The organism is Primorskyibacter flagellatus (assembly GCF_048268605.1).
Lineage (GTDB): Bacteria > Pseudomonadota > Alphaproteobacteria > Rhodobacterales > Rhodobacteraceae > Primorskyibacter > Primorskyibacter flagellatus.
The window spans coordinates 71,849-90,710 of sequence record NZ_JBLWVF010000013.1 but is presented as its reverse complement, the minus strand read 5'-3'; the positions used below and the strand labels follow the sequence as shown (position 1 = coordinate 90,710).

The window sequence follows — 18,862 nt, the reverse complement described above, 5'->3', positions numbered from 1 at the left end:
CATAGGATTGCGGCCAAGACTTGATCTTTGTAATGACTCCTCTCCAAACACCTCTGCATTTTCTGAACGGCGACCTGATACAAACATGGTAGTTGTCCGGCTTCTCCGCAGTTGTCGCCACTTTTTCCTTGCCAAGCCGATTTCCTCCTGACTAGCCTGTATAATGAAACAATCAGGCCCACGCACCTTCTACGCCGCATCGAGGGCGCGCTTCATGGGGGCATCAGGGTAAGGCGGCAGGTTTTCAAAATGAACATCACGTTTCTTCTGAACGGAGAGACCGTGTCCGCCCCGGCGGTGCCCGCGACGGCCACATTCCTGGATTGGCTGCGCGAGAGCCAGCATCTCACCGGCACAAAGGAAGGCTGCAACGAAGGCGATTGCGGTGCCTGCACCGTCATGGTCACGGATGACCGGGGCACGCATGCGCTCAATGCCTGCATCCTTCTTTTGCCGCAATTGCATGGCAAGGCTGTGCGCACGGTCGAAGGGCTGGCCACGGATGACGTGCTGCACCCGGTGCAACAATCGATGGTCGACCATCACGGCAGCCAGTGCGGCTTCTGTACGCCGGGCTTTGTGGTCGCAATGGCAACCAGCCATGCCAATGAAGAGACCGATCACGCAACCGCGCTTGCAGGCAACCTGTGTCGCTGCACCGGCTATGCCCCCATCCTGCGCGCCGCAAAAGCGGCCGAGGCTCAGGCAAAACCCGCATGGCTCAAGACAGATCGGGACTACGCGCTGGCCGATACTGGGTCCGACACATCCTCCCCCGCGCCGGAGGGCGATCAGCCCGACGCGAGCGCGGAGGCGGCCGCGGCTCTGCCGGGGTCCTCCGACGCGCTCGCCGCCCTTTTGCTGGAACATCCCGAAACAACGCTGATCGCTGGTGCCACGGATGTCGGTCTCTGGGTCACGAAACAGCTGCGCGAACTGCCGCGCACGGCCTTCCTGCATCTTTGCCGCGATCTGCAAGACATCGACATCACCGATGACACCATCCGCATCGGCGCCGCCGTCACCATGGACCGCGTTCTGACGTTAATGGAGGACCACCACCCCTCCTATGCCGCGATGATCCGCCGCTACGGCTCTGCCCAGGTCCGGGCGGCAGCGACCATCGGCGGCAATATCGCCAATGGCTCGCCGATCGGGGACAATCCACCCGCGCTGATTGCCCTCGGCGCAACCCTGCATCTTCGCCGGGGCGACACGCGCCGCGACCTGCCCATCGAGGCGTTCTTTCTCGATTACGGCAAACAGGACCGCGCCGAGTCCGAATTTGTCGAGGCCGTCAGCATTCCGCGCCAACCCGACCGGCTCAAATGCTACAAACTGTCGAAACGGTTCGATCAGGACATCTCGGCTGTATGTGGCTGTTTCAGCCTCACCATAGAGGACCAGACCGTCACCGACGCGCGTATTGCTTTCGGGGGCATGGCCGGCACTCCGAAACGGGCCGCTGCGCTGGAAACCGCCCTTATCGGACAACCTTGGACCCGCGAGGCGGTTGTCGACGCAATGCCGGAACTGGACAATGATTTCGAACCGATGTCCGACATGCGCGCCAGCGCCGCCTACAGGCTGGATGCCGCGCGCAACATGATCCTGCGATATTTTCTGGAGGATGCATCCGGCCTTTGCACAATCGCGGAGGTAAAGCCATGAGTGTGACCAAACCCCTGCCCCACGACTCCGCCGCGCTGCATGTTCAGGGCACGGCGCGCTATATCGACGATATTCCCAGCCCGGCCGGGACGCTGCACCTTGCCTTTGGCCTGTCGGAGATTGCCTCTGGTCGCATCACCACAATTGATCTTGACGCGGTGCGCAGCGCTTCCGGCGTGGTCGCGGTACTTGAGGCGGACGACCTGCCCTTTGACAACGATGTCTCGCCGTCGATCCATGACGAGCCGCTGCTCTCCGGTAAATCGGTGCACTACGTTGGCCAGCCGATCTTTATGGTCGTGGCCGCCAGCCATCTTGCGGCCCGCAAGGCTGTACGCATGGCGCAAATCGACTATCAGGAGCGCGACGCCATCCTGACCATAGAAGAGGCATTGGACGCCGATGCGCGATTCGAGGACGGCCCGAGGATCTGGGAAAAGGGCGATGCCGAAGAGGCGATTGATACCGCCCCGCGCCGCGTCGAAGGCCGGATCGAGATGGGCGGACAAGAGCATTTCTACCTCGAAGGTCAGGCCGCCATGGCCTGGCCACAGGAAAACGGCGACATGCTGGTGATGAGTTCCACGCAGCATCCGACCGAAATCCAGCACAAGGTGGCCGAGGCCATCGGGCAGCCGATGCATGCCGTGCGGGTTGAAACCCGCCGCATGGGCGGTGGTTTTGGTGGCAAGGAAAGCCAGGGCAACGCGCTCGCCGTTGCCTGCGCCGTGGCCGCGCGCCTGACCGGCAAGCCCTGCAAGATGCGCTATGACCGCGATGACGACATGACCATCACCGGCAAGCGGCACGATTTTCGCATCGATTATCGCGCGGGCTTTGACGATGACGGCGTGCTGACCGGCGTGGAGTTTCTGCAATACACCCGCTGTGGCTGGGCACAGGACTTGTCCCTGCCGGTGGCGGACCGGGCCATGCTGCATGCCGACAACGCCTATAATCTGCCCGCCGCCCGGATCGAAAGCCACCGTTTGCGCACCAATACCCAATCCGCCACCGCCTTTCGCGGTTTTGGCGGGCCGCAAGGCATGGTGGGGATAGAGCGTGTCATGGATCACGTCGCGCATGTGCTGGGGCTTGATCCGGCGCAGGTTCGTCAACGGAATTACTATGCGGCCAATCTGGGCGCAGGAGACCCTGCCCCGACGGAGCCAGAGACACGTCCACCTGAAAGCGTCCCCGAACCAGAAAATGCAGATGTGGATATCACCTCACGCGGGGCTGTCGGGGCAATCGCACAAAACGGCGTGGCCCCCGATCCGGGGGGGCATCAGACCACCCCATATGGCCAACCGGTCGAGGATTTCATTCTGCATGAAATGACCGATGCGCTGCTGGAAAGCGCGGACTATGCCGGGCGGCGGGCGCGTGTGGCGGAATGGAACGCGCAGAATGACGTGCTCAAGCGCGGCATCGCGATGACGCCGGTGAAGTTCGGGATTTCCTTCACGCTCACGCATCTCAATCAAGCGGGCGCGTTGGTGCATGCCTATCAGGACGGCTCTGTTCATCTGAACCATGGCGGCACAGAGATGGGCCAGGGGCTGTTCCAGAAGGTGGCGCAGGTCGCCGCCGCACGATTTGGCATCCCGCTGGAAGCGGTGAAGATCACCGCGACCGATACCGGCAAAGTGCCCAATACCTCGGCCACTGCAGCCTCGTCCGGGTCTGATCTGAACGGCATGGCGGTCAAGGCCGCCTGTGACGAGATTACCGGGCGCATCGCGACCCATCTGGGCGGTTTGCATCAGGTGCCCGCCGAAAAGGTGCGTTTTGCCGATGGGCGCGTGTTCGTTGCAGAGGAATCCTATGCCTTCGAAGACGCCGTCATGCTGTCCTATGAGGCACGGATCAGCCTGTCCGCCACGGGGTTCTACAAGACGCCGAAGGTGCAGTGGGACCGGATCAAAGGTCAGGGGCGCCCGTTCTTTTACTTTGCCTATGGGGTGGCGGTCAGCGAGGTGGTGATCGACACTTTCACTGGCGAATACCGCATCCTGCGCGCCGATATTTTGCACGATTGCGGTGCCTCGCTGAACCCGGCCATCGACATCGGCCAGATCGAGGGCGGCTATGTGCAGGGCGCAGGATGGCTGACCACGGAAGAGCTGGTCTGGGATGACAAGGGCCGACTGCGCACCCATGCGCCATCGACCTACAAGATCCCGGCAGCGGGCGATTTGCCCGAGGTTTTCAACGTAGCACTTTGGGACGGCGACAACCGCGAGGACACGATCTACCGCTCCAAGGCCGTGGGCGAGCCCCCCTTGATGCTGGGAATTTCCGCCTTGATGGCGCTTTCAGACGCGGTGGCAGCCTGCGGAACGGCCTATCCGGCGCTGGACGCACCAGCAACACCCGAACGGGTGCTTGCGGCGGTGCAAAGGGTCCGTGATGGCGTTTGACCTGCACGGATTGCGAAACGCGGTAACGTCGCATGGCAGCGTCGCGCGGGTGGTCGTGGCCGATACTGCCGGATCGACGCCCCGCGAACAGGGCGCGGCGATGCTTGTCTGGACTGATGGGCAATCCGGGACCATCGGCGGCGGAGAGTTGGAATACCGCGCCGCAAAAGAAGCCCGCGCGATGCTGGAAACGGGCGGCGACAGTGAAGTGCGTCACGCGCTCGGCCCATCGCTTGGACAATGCTGCGGCGGCGCAACCGTTCTGCGGACCGAGATTTACGATATGGCCCGCGTGGACACGCTTAGCGACGATGTCATTGCACGCGGTCCCGGCGAGATGCCCCTCTCGGTCCGACACCTGCTGGCAGCGGCGCGCGGACAGGGACGCCAACCAGAGGTGCAACGCCTTGACGGTTGGCTGATCGAGCCGGTTGTCCGGCCACAAACCCGGCTGTGGATCTGGGGCGCAGGCCATGTTGGCCGCGCGCTGACGCAGGTTCTGGCCCCTCTGCCCGGCATGGCGATCACCTGGGTGGACACAGGACCGGAACGCTTTCCCGATAACGTGCCCGCCAGTGTCGAAATATTGCCCGCCGCAAAACCTGAACTGCTGGTGCCCCACGCCCCGAAAGACGCCCATCATCTGATTCTGACCTTCTCGCACGCGCTGGACCTGGAACTATGCCACCGCCTGCTTGGCCACGGATTCGCCAGCGCGGGGCTGATCGGCTCTGCCACGAAATGGGCGCGGTTTCGCAGCCGTCTGGCGGCATTGGGCCATGCAAAAGCCTCAATTTCGCGCATAGATTGCCCGATTGGCGACACGACGTTGGGGAAACATCCGCAGGCGATTGCGGTCGGCGTCGCAGCGGCCATACTGACGCGCGACACAGCAACAGCGTGCCGCAGCGACGTAAAGGACAATTGTGCATGAATGACGTGCTTCTCGGGCTAGAAGGTCTGACAAAGGCCTATCCCGGCGTGGTGGCCAATGACGATGTGTCCTTCGACATCCGCGAAGGCGAAATCCATGCGCTGCTGGGTGAAAACGGCGCGGGCAAGTCGACGCTGGTCAAGATGATCTACGGGCTGGTCAAACCCGACAGCGGCACGATGACGCTGCGCGGCGCGGCGTTTGAACCGGCAGAGCCGCGCGCCGCGCGGGCCGCAGGCGTGGCGATGGTCTTTCAGCATTTTTCGCTGTTCGATGCGCTCAGCGTTGCCGAAAACGTGGCGCTAGGTATGGAAAACCCGCCAAAACCGCGTGATCTGGCACGGCAGATCCGCGAGGTTTCGGAAACCTACGGCTTGCCGCTGGACCCCGGACGCACCGTCGGAACCCTGTCCGCCGGAGAACGCCAGCGGGTCGAGATCATTCGCTGCCTGCTACAGGATCCCAAACTGCTGATCATGGACGAGCCGACCTCTGTCCTGACGCCGCAAGAGGTGGAGATCCTGTTCGAAACCCTCCGAAAACTGGCATCCGAGGGCACGGCAATCCTGTATATCAGCCACAAGCTGGAAGAGATCCGCAGCCTGTGCGACCACGCCACCATCCTGCGGCTCGGCAAAAAGGTGGCGACCTGCACCCCGGCCGAGGCTTCGGCGCGTGAATTGGCCGAAATGATGGTGGGTGCCAGTTTCGAGACGCCGCAAAAAGCCGAAAGGCCATTGGGCGAGGTGATGCTGGATGTGCGCCGTCTGTCCCTGCCCGCCCCCGGTGCCTTTGGCACGCCGCTGCGCGAAATAAGCTTTCAGGTCCGCGCGGGCGAGGTTCTGGGCCTTGGCGGGGTGGCGGGCAACGGTCAGGATGAATTGCTGGCGGCCCTGTCGGGTGAACGCACCACCGGGGCCGATGTCATCCGGCTGCGCGATCAACCGATTGGCAATATGGGACCGACGGAACGCCGCGCGCTTGGCGTGCTCAGCGGCCCCGAGGAACGGCTGGGCCACGCCGCCGCCCCGGATATGAGCCTGATCGAGAACGCCGTTCTGACCGGCGCGGGCCGCATGGGGCTGCTGTCTGGCGGCTTTATCAACTGGCCGAAGTCCAAGGGTTTTGCCGAAGACGTCATTCGCACCTTCGACGTCCGCACCCCCGGATCGGGCACAGCGGCGCGGGCACTATCGGGCGGCAATTTGCAGAAGTTCGTCATTGGCCGCGAGGTCCTGCAATCGCCTGAGGTGCTGATCGTGAACCAACCCACATGGGGCGTCGATGCCGCCGCCGCTGCGGCCATCCGGCAGGCGCTTTTGAACCTTGCCGCCAACGGGGCCGCACTGGTGGTCATCAGCCAGGATCTTGACGAGCTGATGGAGGTCAGCGACCGCTTTGGCGCGCTTAACGAAGGTCGCCTGTCGGACTTGCGCCCGGTTGACGGGCTGACGGTGGAAGAGATCGGGCTTATGATGGGCGGCGCACATGACATGGAGGTTGCCCATGTCGACGCGTAACCCCCCAGAACTCAGCATGAGGGAGTCCACGGGAATGCGCAAAGGCCAAAGATGCTGAGGCTGGAAAAGCGACCACAGCCATCACAGCTTTGGATGGTGCTGTCGCCAATCATTGCCGTGTTCCTGACGATGATCGTCGGCGGCATGATGTTTGCGATCCTGGGAAAACCACCATTCGAGGCGATCAAGGTGATCTTCTGGGATCCCCTGTTCAACGACCAGTTCGCGGCCTATTCGCGGCCGCAATTGCTGGTCAAGGCGGGTCCGCTGATCCTGATCGCCATCGGCCTGTCGATCGGCTTCAAGGCGGGGATCTGGAATATCGGTGCCGAGGGCCAATACATCATGGGCGCGATCTGTGGCGCGGGGGCGGGGTTGGCCTTCTACCCATCTGAAAGCTTTCTGATTTTCCCGGCCATGGTGCTGGCCGGTGGGCTTGGCGGCTGGGCCTGGGCGATGGTCCCGGCGGTGCTGAAAACCCGTTTTGGCACCAATGAAATCCTTGTCTCGTTGATGCTGACCTATGTGGCGCAAAGCATTCTGATCTCGGTCTCGTCGGGCCTGCTGCGGAACCCCGAGGGCATGGGTTTTCCCGGCTCGCGCAATTTCAAGCAATGGGACGCGGCCTTCAATGCCGAGCTGATTGCCAATACCGGCCTGCATTGGGGCGTCGTCACGGCGCTGATCGCCGTGATCGGGGCCTATCTGCTGATGAGCCGCCATATCATGGGCTTCAAAATCCGCCTGACCGGCGAGGCCCCGCGCGCCGCGCGTTTTTCGGGCGTCAAGCCGGCGCGGGTGGTGTTCTTCTGCCTTGGCATCGCCGGACTGCTGGCAGGTGCGGCGGGCCTGTTCGAGGTCACCGGCCCTGCCGGACAGCTTACCGGATCATTCAACGCAGGCTACGGGTTTACCGCGATCATCGTCGCCTTTCTGGGGCGTCTGCACCCCGTGGGCATCCTGCTGGCCGGGTTGTTGATGGCGCTGACCTATATCGGCGGGGAGTTGGCACAGTTGATGCTGAACCTGCCCGGCGCGGCGATCCAGCTGTTTCAGGGCATGATGCTGTTTTTCCTGCTCGCGGCGGATGTGTTCACCAACTTCCGGCTACGCTTTGGCAAGAAAGGTGTTGCCTGATGGATCTGTCCTCTATCAATCCGGTCCTGCTGATCGCCTCTATCATGGTGTCGGCGACACCGATCCTGCTGGCCGCCATCGGCGAATTGGTGGTCGAGAAATCCGGCGTTCTGAATCTGGGCGTCGAAGGGATGATGATCACCGGTGCTGTCGTGGGCTTTGCCGTTGCCGTCAGCAATACGTCACCGGGATTGGGGTTTGTCGGGGCGGCCCTGGCGGGCGCGCTGCTCAGCTTGCCGTTCGCGCTGCTCACGCAGTATTTGATGTCAAATCAGGTCGCCACCGGGCTGGGTCTGATGATGGTGGGGCTGGGCCTGTCCAGCCTGATCGGCAAGCCCTATGAGGGGATGAAGGCCCCCCCCTTCCCGAAGGTTGAGATCCCACTTCTGTCGGACCTGCCGATCTTTGGCAGAATGCTGTTTTCGCATGACATCATGGTCTATTTCAGCGTGGCCCTCGTGGTCGCAGTCTGGGCGTTTCTGAAATACACCCGCGCCGGTCTGATCCTGCGCGCGGTGGGCGAGGCGCATGACAGCGCCCATGCGCTTGGCTACAAGGTCCGGCATATCCGCATTCTGGCCATCCTGTTCGGCGGTGCCTGTGCCGGGCTTGGCGGCGCATACTTGTCACTGGTGCGCGTGCCGCAATGGACCGAAGGCATGACCGCAGGCGCGGGTTGGATCGCGCTTGCCATCGTGGTCTTTGCCTCCTGGCGTCCGGGTCGTGTCGCGGTGGGTGCTTACCTGTTTGGCGGCGTCAGTGTCCTGCAACTCAACCTGCAAGCCGCCGGCGCGGACGTGCCTGTCGCGCTCTTGTCGGCATCGCCCTATCTGATTACCATCCTTGTGCTGGTGATCATCTCGGCCCGGGGCGCGCATGCAGCGCCTGCCTCCCTTGGCCGTCCTTTCCATGCCTCTCACTAGAGGTCGCATTTACCACCAACGGGGAAACCTTACATGAACAGAAGAACTCTACTGACCTCAGCCGCGCTTGCGCTGGCCCTTGCTACGACCGCATTCGCGCAGGACGAAGAGATCACCGCCGGTTTTATCTATATCGGCCCTCCGGGTGACGGCGGCTGGACTTACGAGCACGATCAGGCCCGCCAGAAGATGGAGGCGCATTTCGACGGCAAGGTGAAAACCATCTACCAGGAAAACGTGCCGGAATCCGCGGATGCGGAACGGGCAATCACCCAGATGGCACTGACCGGGGCGGACATCATCTTTACCACCTCTTTCGGCTACATGGACCCGACGATCGCGGTGGCCGAGAAATTCCCGGATGTGAAGTTCGAACATGCCACCGGGTATAAGCGCGCTGACAACGTGTCGACCTACTCGGCGCGCTTTTATGAAGGCCGCGCGGTTCAAGGCCATATTGCGGGCAAGATGACCAAGACCAACAAGATCGGCTACATCGCCTCCGTGCCGATCCCCGAGGTTATTCGCGGCATCAACTCTGCCTATATCCACGCCAAGAAAGTGAACCCGGATGTCGAGTTTTCGGTGATCTGGCTTTACACATGGTTCGACCCGGCAAAAGAGGCGGACGCCGCCCGCGCGCTGATTGAAAACGGGGCTGACGTGGTGCTGCAACACACCGACTCCACCGCGCCGCAAGCCGCCGCGCAGGAGGCAGGCAATGTCATCACCTTCGGGCAGGCATCCGACATGGCCGAATATAAGCCCCTGCCGCGCGTCTCATCGATCATCGACGATTGGGCCCCCTATTATATCGCCCGCGTACAGGCCGTGCTGGACGGAACGTGGGAATCCACCGACACATGGGACGGTATCGGCGCGGGCATGGTCGGCATCGGCGAAATCACTGACGCGGTTCCGGCAGATGTGAAAGCCGAAGCACTGGCCCTGAAAGAGTCTCTGGCTTCGGGCGATTACCATGCGTTCACCGGACCGCTGAAAAAGCAGGATGGCAGCGATTGGCTGGCAGAGGGCGAAGTGGCCGATGATGGCACGCTGGCGGGCATGGATTTCTATGTTGAAGGTCTGACCGCAGAAATCCCGAACTAAGCCACCCTTCGCAATACGCAGTATTCAGGCGTCCTGACCTGCCGGTTGGGGCGCCTGCTTACGTCTGGGCGTTCTGCTAACGGCTTTGGAACAATGCGCGGCCTGATCCATCTTAGATCGGGTCTTTTCTTTGCCTCCGCGCCGTGCCACCGTCCCCCTATGACCCAGCATATCACAAGCCCCGATGGCACCCATGGTCCGCAATTCGCCTTTGGCGCAATGCAATGGGGCGGTCGCGCGGACGAAACGCAATCGCGTGCCATGTATGAGGCCTGCCGCGAGGCCGGGATCGTGCATTTCGACACCGCCCATGTCTACACAGACGGCCGGTCCGAAGAGCTGTTGGGCAAATTTTCCGGACCGGATCGCGACCGGCTGATCATCGCGACCAAGGCCAATTTTCCGGGCGGCGGCACGCGGGACAACATCCTGAACAGCTTCGACACCAGCAGGAAACGGCTGGGCATGGATATGGTCGACATCTATTACATGCATCGCTGGGATAACGACACGCCGTTGGAGGAAACCTTCGACGCGCTTGCGCAACTGAAACAACGCGGCGCGATCCGCTATATCGGCGTGTCCAATTACGCCGCTTGGCAGGTGATGAAAGCGCAATCTGTCGCCGCGGGGTTTGGCCTGCGCATCGACGTGCTGCAACCGATGTATAATCTGGTCAAGCGTCAGGCCGAGGTTGAACTCCTGCCGATGTGCTCCTCCGAAGGCATTCTTGCGGCCACCTATTCGCCGCTTGGCGGTGGGTTGCTGACGGGCAAATACGCGCGCGGCGACAGTGGGCGACTTGACAGCGATGCGCGCTATACCAAGCGTTACGGCCCCGCCGCGATGCACGAGGCGGCGTCCGGACTGGCTGAACTGGCGGAAGAGCTGCGCACGGACCCGGCCACGCTGGCGGCGGCCTGGGTGGCACATCACCCGTCCCGCCCGGTTCCGCTATTATCGGCACGGACGCCGGAACAGTTGGCCGCCTCGCTGGACGCCATGCAGCTACAGATGGACGACGCGCTTTATACCCGGATCTCGGCGCTTTATCCTGCACCGCCCCCCGCCACTGACCGGTTGGAGGAAGCGTGACTGACTTTCTGATTATCGGCGGCGGCATTGCCGGGGTGTCTGCTGCGGCGCGTCTGTCCGAATTGGGCAGCGTCACCCTGTTAGAGGCCGAGGATGCGTTGAGCTATCACGCCAGCGGACGTTCGGCGGCGGCCTTTCTGGAAAACTATGGCAACGACGTGGTGCGCGCCCTCAATCGGGCCAGTGCCGACCATCTGCACAATGCAAACGGTGGCGTTCTGTCGCCGCGTGGACAGTTGCTGGTCGGAGGGCCGGATGAGGCCGACAGTTTTTCTGCACAGGCGCTGGATTTCGGGCTGACCGAAATCTCGGCCACAGATGCCCGCGCCAGGGTGCCAATCCTGAACCCGGCAACCGTCACACGCGCTGCCTGGCGTCCGGATGTCTTTGACCTCGACACCGATCTGCTGTTGCAGAATTTCCTGCGCGAAGCACGCGGCAATGGTGCCGAGGTTGTAACCCGCGCCCGTATCTCCGCGATCCGTCGCAAGGATGGCCGCTGGTGCGTGTCTGACGGCACGCGCGACTGGGAGGGCACGCATCTGGTCAACGCGGCAGGTGCCTGGGCCGATCAGATCGCCGCTCTGGCCGGGATCGCACCCCTGGGCATCCAGCCCTACCGGCGGTCGATGGCGCGGCTGCCTGCACCGGCGGGCCACGATGTCAGGGATTGGCCCTTTTTCGCCGCCGTCGACGACCGCTGGTACGCCAAACCCGATGCGGGCGCCTTGCTGGTCTCGCCATCCGAGGCGGACCCGATGGACCCGCATGACGCATGGGCCGACGATATGGTGCTGGCCGAAGGGCTTGCCCGCTACGAGGAAATGGTGACAGAGCCCGTCACCCGCATCCTGTCCAGCTGGGCCGGGCTGCGCAGCTTTGCGCCCGACCACGCGCTTGTTGTCGGTGCCGATCCGGCGGCGCCCACGTTCATCTGGGTCGCCGGTCAGGGGGGCTACGGCTTTCAGACCTGTGCCGCCGTTGCCGATCTTGTGGCGCATCTGTTGAACGGAACCCCGCCTTTGCTGGACGCGGCCACCGTGGCGGCCCTGTCGCCCGCCCGGTTCCACTGACACCTTGCCGCACCAACGCGCGTTTCTTTCAGGCGGCACATCTTCGCTGCGAGAGCCATGGCGCGTGTGATGCCCGATCAGATCATCGCGGTCTCTGCGACATCCGACTATGCGGGTCGTTCAGGCCGGTTCTCGCGAAGGTTACCGGGCCGCCTGTCGGGCATCGCAAAGCCAAGGCTGACAAGCGACGCGCGCCGGACTACATGCCAAGGATGACATCGCTTCCTGTCCCTCTTCAGCGCTGGTTCGACACGCGCGGCTGGCAGATCCACCCGCACCAGCAGGCAATGCTGGACCGGGCCGCCGCCCCGGCGCTGCTGTTGATCGCGCCCACCGGTGGCGGCAAGACGCTGGCTGGGTTCCTGCCAACGCTGACAGAGCTCGGCGCCGACCCCGCGCCGGGTCTGCACACGCTTTACGTCAGCCCGCTCAAGGCGCTTGCGGCCGATATCCGGCGCAACCTGCGCACCCCGGTGGACGAGGCCGGCATGGCCATCCGCATCGAGGACCGCACCGGCGACACCACCGCCACGCAAAAGAAACGCCAGCGTGCCGATCCGCCGCATATCCTGCTGACCACGCCCGAAAGCCTTGCGCTGCTGACCTCTTACGAGGACGCGCCGCGCATGTTCGCCGGGCTGCAACGCGTCATCGTGGACGAAATTCACGCACTGGCCGAAAGCAAACGCGGCGATCAACTTATGCTGGCGCTGGCCCGGTTGCAGACGCTTTGCCCGGATATGCGCCGCGTCGGTCTGTCCGCGACGGTCGAAGACCCGCAAGCCATTGCCCGGCTTCTGGCGCGCCATCCCGACCCCTGCGAGATCATCCTCGCCGATCCCGGCCCCGATCCGGACATCGCGATGCTGACCACCGACGCGGCCCCTCCATGGTCCGGCGGCGGGGCTGCCTATGCCATACCCGCCGTTCTGGAACAGGTCCGCCAGCACAGGACCACGCTGATCTTTCACAACACCCGCGCGCAGGCCGAGATATTCTTTCACAACTTGTGGCTTGCGAATGACGAGGGCCTGCCGATCGGCATTCACCACGGTTCTCTCGACCGCACCCAACGCGAACGCGTCGAGGCCGCGATGGTGCGCGGCGACCTGCGCGCCATCGTCTGCACCGGATCACTAGACCTGGGCATCGACTGGGGCGATGTGGATCTGGTCATTCAGGTCGGTGCGCCGAAAAACGTGAAACGGCTGGTGCAGCGCATCGGTCGCGCCAATCATCGCTACAACGCGCCGTCAAAGGCGCTGCTTGTGCCCGCCAACCGGTTCGAGGTCGTGGAATGCGTGGCCGCCCTTGAGGCCGCGAAGGAACATGATCTGGACGGCGAGACCCGAGGCCCCGGCCCCCGCGACGTCCTGTGCCAGCATATCCTGATCGCGGCCTGTTCTGGGCCGATCAATGCGGATGCGCTCTATGCTGAAATGACCAGCGCCGGGGCCTATGCGACGCTGACCCGAGCCGCGTTTGACGACTGCCTCGATTTCTGCGCCACCGGTGGCTATGCCTTGCGCGCCTATGACAAGTGGCAACGCTTGATGCAGCGCGCCGATGGTCTGTGGCAATTGCGCGACCCGCGCAGCGCGCAGCGGATCCGCATGAATATCGGCACGATACAGGATACAGACACGCTCAAGGTGCGGTTTCGCGGTCGTGGCGGCAAACCGCTGGGCGAAATCGAGGAAGGCTTCGCCGCCTCGCTCAGCCAGGGCGACACGTTCCTGATCGGCGGCAAGATCGTGCGCTATGAAGGCCTGCGGGACATGACCGTAGAGGTCACGCGCGATCCCGGCCGCAAGCCCAAGATCGCCACTTTCATGGGTACGAAATTCGCCACCTCCACGCAGTTGAGCCAGCGCATTCTGCGAATGTTTCAACAGGACAGCTGGCCGGACCTGCCCGATCACACCGCCGCGTGGTTAAGCCTGCAACGCGAGGTCAGCCGCCTGCCGCAACCCGGCCGGTTGCTGATCGAAAGCTTCCCCCATGATGGGCGCGAACATCTGTGCGTCTACGGCTTTGCCGGGCGCAACGCGCAGCAGACCCTGGGCCTGTTGCTGACGAAACGGATGGAGGAGATGGGTCTGGCACCGCTTGGCTTTGTCGCGACCGATTACGCGACGCTGATCTGGGGGCTGGACGCCGTTCTGGACCCGGTGCCGCTGTTCGACCCGGCCGCGCTGGAGGACGGGCTGGAAGGCTGGCTGGCGGGCAATGCGGTGATGAAACGCACCTTTCGCGCCTCTGCCACCATTGCCGGGCTGATAGAGCGCAACTTCGCCGGGCAGCGCAAGACCGGACGACAGGCGACGATGTCTTCGGATATCCTGTATGACACATTGCTGAAATACGACCCTGATCACCTGCTGATGCGCATCACCCGCGAAGAGGCTTTGCGCGGCCTGGTCGATTTCAGCCGCATCCGCGAGATGCTGGACCGGGTCGGCGGACGGATCGACACGCTGCGCCTGCCCCGCGTCACACCATTGGCCGCGCCACTGTTCCTTGAGGTCGGAAAGGTCCCCGTCGCGGGCGATGCCGACGAACGCCTGCTGGCGGAAGAGGCGCAGCGGCTGATGGATGAAAGCGGTCTGGCGCAAATAGACATTGGTGCCGACTGAACATTTTATCGGCAAGGACAGATCTTTGGACTGAGCTGGATTTAAGACAGCGACCCGTTTGCACAAGGAGGCCGGTCCCCATACATCCGACTCTTGCCCCCAAGCGGTCCAAATGCAAGAACAAGCCATGAACACGCTACCGTTTCACTTTGCGGGTGCCGACCTGCTGGCGCTCGGGTCCGGCGCGCTTTGGTGGCAGACGCGGGGGGTGCTCTGTGTCTCGGACCTTCATTTGGGGAAATCCGCACGCGCCGCCCGTAGCGGCGGGATGGAACTGCCACCCTACGAGGTTGCAGACACACTGGAACGATTGGACCGTGACCTGCAATTCACGCGCGCGCGGATGGTGATCTGCCTCGGTGACAGCTTCGACGATGCAGACGCCGCGCAACGGTTGTCAGAGGATGCCTGCCTGCATATCGCCCGTCTTCAGGCCGGGCGTGAATGGCTCTGGATCGAAGGCAATCACGATCCCGGCCCTGTCGGGCTTGGCGGCAGTCATCAAAGCGAGGTAAGGATCGGTCCGCTGACCTTTCGTCACATATGCAGTGAAACCTCCGCCGAAGTCTCAGGCCATTATCACCCCAAGGCGCTGATCCGCACACGTTCGCGCAGCCTGTCGCGCCCGTGTTTTCTGTTTGATACCCGACGTTTGATCCTGCCCGCCTATGGCACCTATACCGGCGGGCTGCGGTGCGACCGCGCGCCTCTGACCACAATGATGGGACCAGAGGCACAGGCGATTTTGACGGGCCTGACCCCGCGGCGCATCCCGATGCCGCGCTAGGCAGATCCTCTCTATGGGCCCCGTCAACGCCGCAACCATAACGCCCATTGCCAAAGGCCGCGCGACATGGCTTCATCCGCGACATGGATCAGATCACACAGCGCATTCACGACAGCTTTGCCCGGCAAAGCCTGATGGCCACGTTCGGTGCCTCGCTGGCATCCGTCACGCAAGGTGCCGTCACCATCCGCGCGCCAATCCTCCCGCTGGCGCTTCAGCAAGCGGGGTTCGGTCACGGAGGGCTGGTGTTTTCGCTGGGCGACAGCGCTGCGGGCTATTCTGCCCTGTCGATGCTGCCGCCGGATCAGGAAGTCGTGACCGCCGAGATGAAGATCAACTTCCTTGGCCCCGCCAAAGGGGACGAACTGATCGCCCGCGGAAAGGTCATTCGCAACGGTAGGCGTCTGGTCGTGGTGACAGCAGAGGTCAGCGCCCGAACCGGCGAGATCGAGACGCTGATCGCGATCGCCCAAGGCACCATGGTGCCCGCCCCCACCTGAGCATGTGACCCGTTATACGTCTGCTTCAGGTCGCCAGTCGCACGACACCGGATTGCGCAGAATGCGCGCGATCATCATCGCCCGGCACAGCCGACCGTCAGGGCGCAAGTCACAAGTGACCAGCAAACGTTACGCGGCCAGCGGCTCTGGCGGGTTCAATCCCTAAAGCTCTCTTGAACCTCATCGAGATGCATCCAAGACGACAGGTGCAAGATATACAGCACCAACCTGTCCCCGATGACGATTTTGCCTTCGCATTGAAACGCATTGCGGCCAGAAGACGACTGATACGATCAGCCGTCAGGCAGAGGCAGGCCGTGTCAACAGCAGAAACAGCCGTCGCATCGGGAACAGCACTTGCCCGTCGCCACCGCGCGGATAAGCCTTTTCCATGACCGTTTCGTAGAAGGCGATCAGCCGGTCGGCTTCGGACGGCGCGAGCCGGTCCAGCAACGGGCGGGCATATGTGCTCTCGGTAAACTTGCGCACCGGATGGGCATCTTTTTCGGCGGCAAGCACCTGATAGTAATCGGTCTCCCACATATCAAACGCCCCCAGCGGCGACAGCAAGTGGAAATACTCGGCCGGCAACATTACAGATGGACCAGCCTGCCAGTCTACCCGGCCGGGAAAATGTTCATCCATCAACGACCGCCAGACCCGGTGCGACGGCGCATTGTTCTGATGCGGCACCTGGATTGCAAGCGTTCCGCCCGGCGCGAGCAGCCCCGCAAGTCGGGGCAAAAGGTGCGAATGGTCTGGCAGCCATTGCAGGGCGGCATTGGAAAAGATCAGCGCCGGCGCGCCTGCGGGCACCCAACCGGCAATATCCGTCTTGAGCAATTCTGCATAGGTCTCGGTCTTGCGGGCCTCTTCCAGCATCTTGTCGGAACTGTCGACGCCGATGACAGGCCGACCAAGTGTTGCAAGTGCCTGTCCCACTGCGCCGTTGCCACATCCAAGATCAACCACCCCGCCAGATGGCAAAGACGGCACGGCCTTCAAAAGATCCAGCGCCGGGCGCAAACGCAAACCCCGGAACCTTGCATAGGCCCCGGGGTTCCAATCGGTATGCGCGGATGCGCTCATGCGGTGGGCTCGGGTTCCAGCCCCGAATCGTCAGGTTTGGCCTTGGCCTTAGTCTTTGGAATCGCTGTGACGCTTGGCTTGTCTTCTGCCTCGGGCGTTCCGCTGTCATCATCGTTCGATTGCGGAGGCTCGCCCCGAATGACGCGTTTGATTTCGTCACCGGTCAGCGTTTCGTATTCCAAGAGCCCTTGCGCCAGACGGTCCCATTCTTCTTTTTTGTCGGTCAGGATTTTGTAGGCACAATCGTAGGCCTCTCCGATGAAGCGCTTGACCTCTTCCTCGATCAACTCCTTGGTGTTGGCCGACACCGACAGGCCAGCGGTATTGCCGCTATACCCTTCATGCGCTTCGGAATAGTCGATATTGCCGATCTTGTCGGACATCCCCCAACGCAACACCATCGCGCGCGCCAAGGCCGAGGCTTGCTGAATGTCGCCGGCCGGGCCGTTCGACACGTTGCCTTCACCGTATTTGATGATTTCCGCGGCCTTGCCGGCCATCGTCATCGCGAGCTTTTCCTCGCATTCGGATTTGTGCCAGTTCAGCCGGTCAATCTCTGGCAGGCTGACCACCATCCCCAGCGCCCCGCCGCGCGGGATGATCGTTGCCTTGTAGACCGGATCACATTGCGGAAGGCTGATACCGACGATGGCATGACCGGCCTCGTGATAAGCGGTCTTTTCCTTCTGCTCGGGCGTCAGGACCATGGAACGCCGTTCAGCGCCCATCATCACCTTGTCCTTGGCATTCTCGAAATCTTCCATCGTCACGAAACGTCTGCCGACGCGGGCCGCCATCAGGGCCGCTTCGTTCACCAGATTGGCCAGATCCGCGCCGGAGAAGCCCGGCGAACCACGCGCGATGATGCGCAGATCCACATCCGGCCCCAAAGGCGTCTTGCGCGCATGCACCGCAAGGATCTTTTCGCGGCCCTTGATGTCTGGGTTGGGGACCGTCACCTGCCGGTCAAAACGTCCCGGACGCAGAAGTGCGGGATCCAGAACATCGCGACGGTTGGTCGCGGCAAGGATGATCACGCCCTCATTGGTCTCAAAGCCGTCCATTTCGACCAGAAGCTGGTTCAACGTCTGTTCGCGCTCGTCGTTGCCACCGCCATGGCCTGCGCCACGGTTTCGGCCCACGGCGTCGATCTCGTCGATGAAAACGATACAGGGCGCGTTCTTCTTTGCCTGCTCGAACATATCCCGGACACGCGACGCACCGACACCGACGAACATCTCGACAAAATCAGAGCCTGAAATGGTGAAGAACGGCACACCCGCCTCGCCCGCGATCGCGCGGGCCAGCAGGGTTTTACCCGTCCCCGGTGGGCCAACAAGCAGCGCGCCTTTGGGGATCTTGCCGCCAAGACGGCTGAATTTCTGCGGATTGCGCAGGAATTCGACAATCTCTTCCAGCTCTTCCTTGGCCTCGTCAATGCCCGCGACATCGTCAAATGTCACCCGGCCATGCTTTTCGGTCAGCAGCTTGGCGCGCGACTTGCCAAAGCCCATTGCCCCGCCTTTGCCGCCGCCCTGCATGCGGTTCATGAAGTAGATCCACACGCCGATCAGCAGAAGGAAGGGCAGCAGTGACAGGATGAAGGTCTGGAAACCGGACTGTTCCTGGCTTTCGGCCCGGATCGTCACACCATTGTTCATCAGCAATTCTGTCGCTGCGGCATCTTCGGGTTTGATGGTCACATAATCGTTGCCGTCATTTCCGCGAAAGCGGATCTGCTCGCCGTCCAGCGTGGCCGAAGAGACCGTTTTGGATTCGACCGACTCCACAAAGTCGGAATAGCTGATCTCGCGGCTCTGGAGCGTGTTGCCGCCACCCGAGAACAGATTGAACAGTGCAAGGATAAGCAGGAACAGAACCACCCAGAAGGCGATGTTGCGCAGATTGCCCAAGGAAACTTCTCCCAAAATTCGGTTGGCCCGTCCGTAGCACAGGGCGCTTGG

14 protein-coding genes are annotated in these 18,862 nt (G+C 62.5%); 12 read left to right on the top strand and 2 right to left on the bottom strand.

The window, feature by feature from the left end; all coding sequences use genetic code 11:
- The first annotated feature begins 249 nt into the window (after window positions 1-249).
- The 12 genes from xdhA to ACN0WV_RS14110 all read left to right on the top strand — a co-directional run bounded on the left by xdhA (window position 250) and on the right by ACN0WV_RS14110 (window position 15,809).
- Window positions 250-1,671, top strand: coding sequence for a xanthine dehydrogenase small subunit (gene xdhA / locus ACN0WV_RS14165; protein WP_417606637.1), 1,422 nt, complete (start codon window positions 250-252; stop codon window positions 1,669-1,671).
- Window positions 1,668-4,094 carry a xanthine dehydrogenase molybdopterin binding subunit gene (xdhB, locus tag ACN0WV_RS14160; protein ID WP_417606636.1) on the top strand — a complete coding sequence of 809 codons (2,427 nt, stop codon included), beginning with the start codon at window positions 1,668-1,670 and terminating at the stop codon, window positions 4,092-4,094. The genes xdhA and xdhB overlap by 4 nt, the downstream gene beginning before the upstream one ends.
- A complete protein-coding gene (gene xdhC / locus ACN0WV_RS14155) occupies window positions 4,084-5,028 on the top strand; it encodes a xanthine dehydrogenase accessory protein XdhC (RefSeq protein ID WP_417606634.1) in 945 nt (314 codons plus the stop codon). The genes xdhB and xdhC overlap by 11 nt, the downstream gene beginning before the upstream one ends.
- The gene (locus tag ACN0WV_RS14150) at window positions 5,025-6,548 is read left to right on the top strand and encodes an ABC transporter ATP-binding protein (RefSeq protein WP_417606632.1); all 1,524 of its coding nucleotides are present in this window, start codon (window positions 5,025-5,027) and stop codon (window positions 6,546-6,548) included. Before xdhC ends, ACN0WV_RS14150 begins: the two co-directional genes overlap by 4 nt.
- Window positions 6,549-6,599: 51 nt before the next feature.
- A complete protein-coding gene (locus tag ACN0WV_RS14145; RefSeq protein WP_417606631.1) occupies window positions 6,600-7,685 on the top strand; it encodes an ABC transporter permease in 1,086 nt (361 codons plus the stop codon).
- On the top strand, window positions 7,685-8,608 hold the full coding sequence (locus tag ACN0WV_RS14140) for an ABC transporter permease (protein WP_179141468.1): 924 nt from the start codon (window positions 7,685-7,687) through the stop codon (window positions 8,606-8,608). Before ACN0WV_RS14145 ends, ACN0WV_RS14140 begins: the two co-directional genes overlap by 1 nt.
- 33 nt (window positions 8,609-8,641) lie before the next feature.
- Complete coding sequence (locus ACN0WV_RS14135) at window positions 8,642-9,718, top strand: BMP family ABC transporter substrate-binding protein (RefSeq protein ID WP_417606629.1); 1,077 nt, start codon at window positions 8,642-8,644, stop codon at window positions 9,716-9,718.
- Between the two features lie 159 nt (window positions 9,719-9,877).
- Window positions 9,878-10,813 (top strand): aldo/keto reductase, encoded by a 936-nt coding sequence (locus tag ACN0WV_RS14130; protein ID WP_417606627.1) that lies wholly within the window; start codon window positions 9,878-9,880, stop codon window positions 10,811-10,813.
- Window positions 10,810-11,886, top strand: coding sequence for an NAD(P)/FAD-dependent oxidoreductase (locus ACN0WV_RS14125; protein ID WP_417606625.1), 1,077 nt, complete (start codon window positions 10,810-10,812; stop codon window positions 11,884-11,886). Before ACN0WV_RS14130 ends, ACN0WV_RS14125 begins: the two co-directional genes overlap by 4 nt.
- Window positions 11,887-12,098: 212 nt before the next feature.
- Window positions 12,099-14,522, top strand: coding sequence for a ligase-associated DNA damage response DEXH box helicase (locus tag ACN0WV_RS14120; protein ID WP_417606623.1), 2,424 nt, complete (start codon window positions 12,099-12,101; stop codon window positions 14,520-14,522).
- 127 nt (window positions 14,523-14,649) lie between these two features.
- A complete protein-coding gene (gene pdeM, locus ACN0WV_RS14115; protein WP_417606621.1) occupies window positions 14,650-15,309 on the top strand; it encodes a ligase-associated DNA damage response endonuclease PdeM in 660 nt (219 codons plus the stop codon).
- 83 nt (window positions 15,310-15,392) lie between these two features.
- A complete protein-coding gene (locus ACN0WV_RS14110) occupies window positions 15,393-15,809 on the top strand; it encodes a PaaI family thioesterase (RefSeq protein ID WP_417606619.1) in 417 nt (138 codons plus the stop codon).
- Window positions 15,810-16,109: 300 nt separating this feature from the next.
- Here the strand turns inward: ACN0WV_RS14110 and ACN0WV_RS14105 are convergent, their stop codons facing one another.
- Window positions 16,110-16,898, bottom strand: coding sequence for a methyltransferase domain-containing protein (locus ACN0WV_RS14105; RefSeq protein WP_417606617.1), 789 nt, complete (start codon window positions 16,896-16,898; stop codon window positions 16,110-16,112).
- Complete coding sequence (gene ftsH / locus ACN0WV_RS14100; protein ID WP_084353000.1) at window positions 16,895-18,811, bottom strand: ATP-dependent zinc metalloprotease FtsH; 1,917 nt, start codon at window positions 18,809-18,811, stop codon at window positions 16,895-16,897. Before ftsH ends, ACN0WV_RS14105 begins: the two co-directional genes overlap by 4 nt.
- Between the last annotated feature and the right edge of the window lie 51 nt (window positions 18,812-18,862).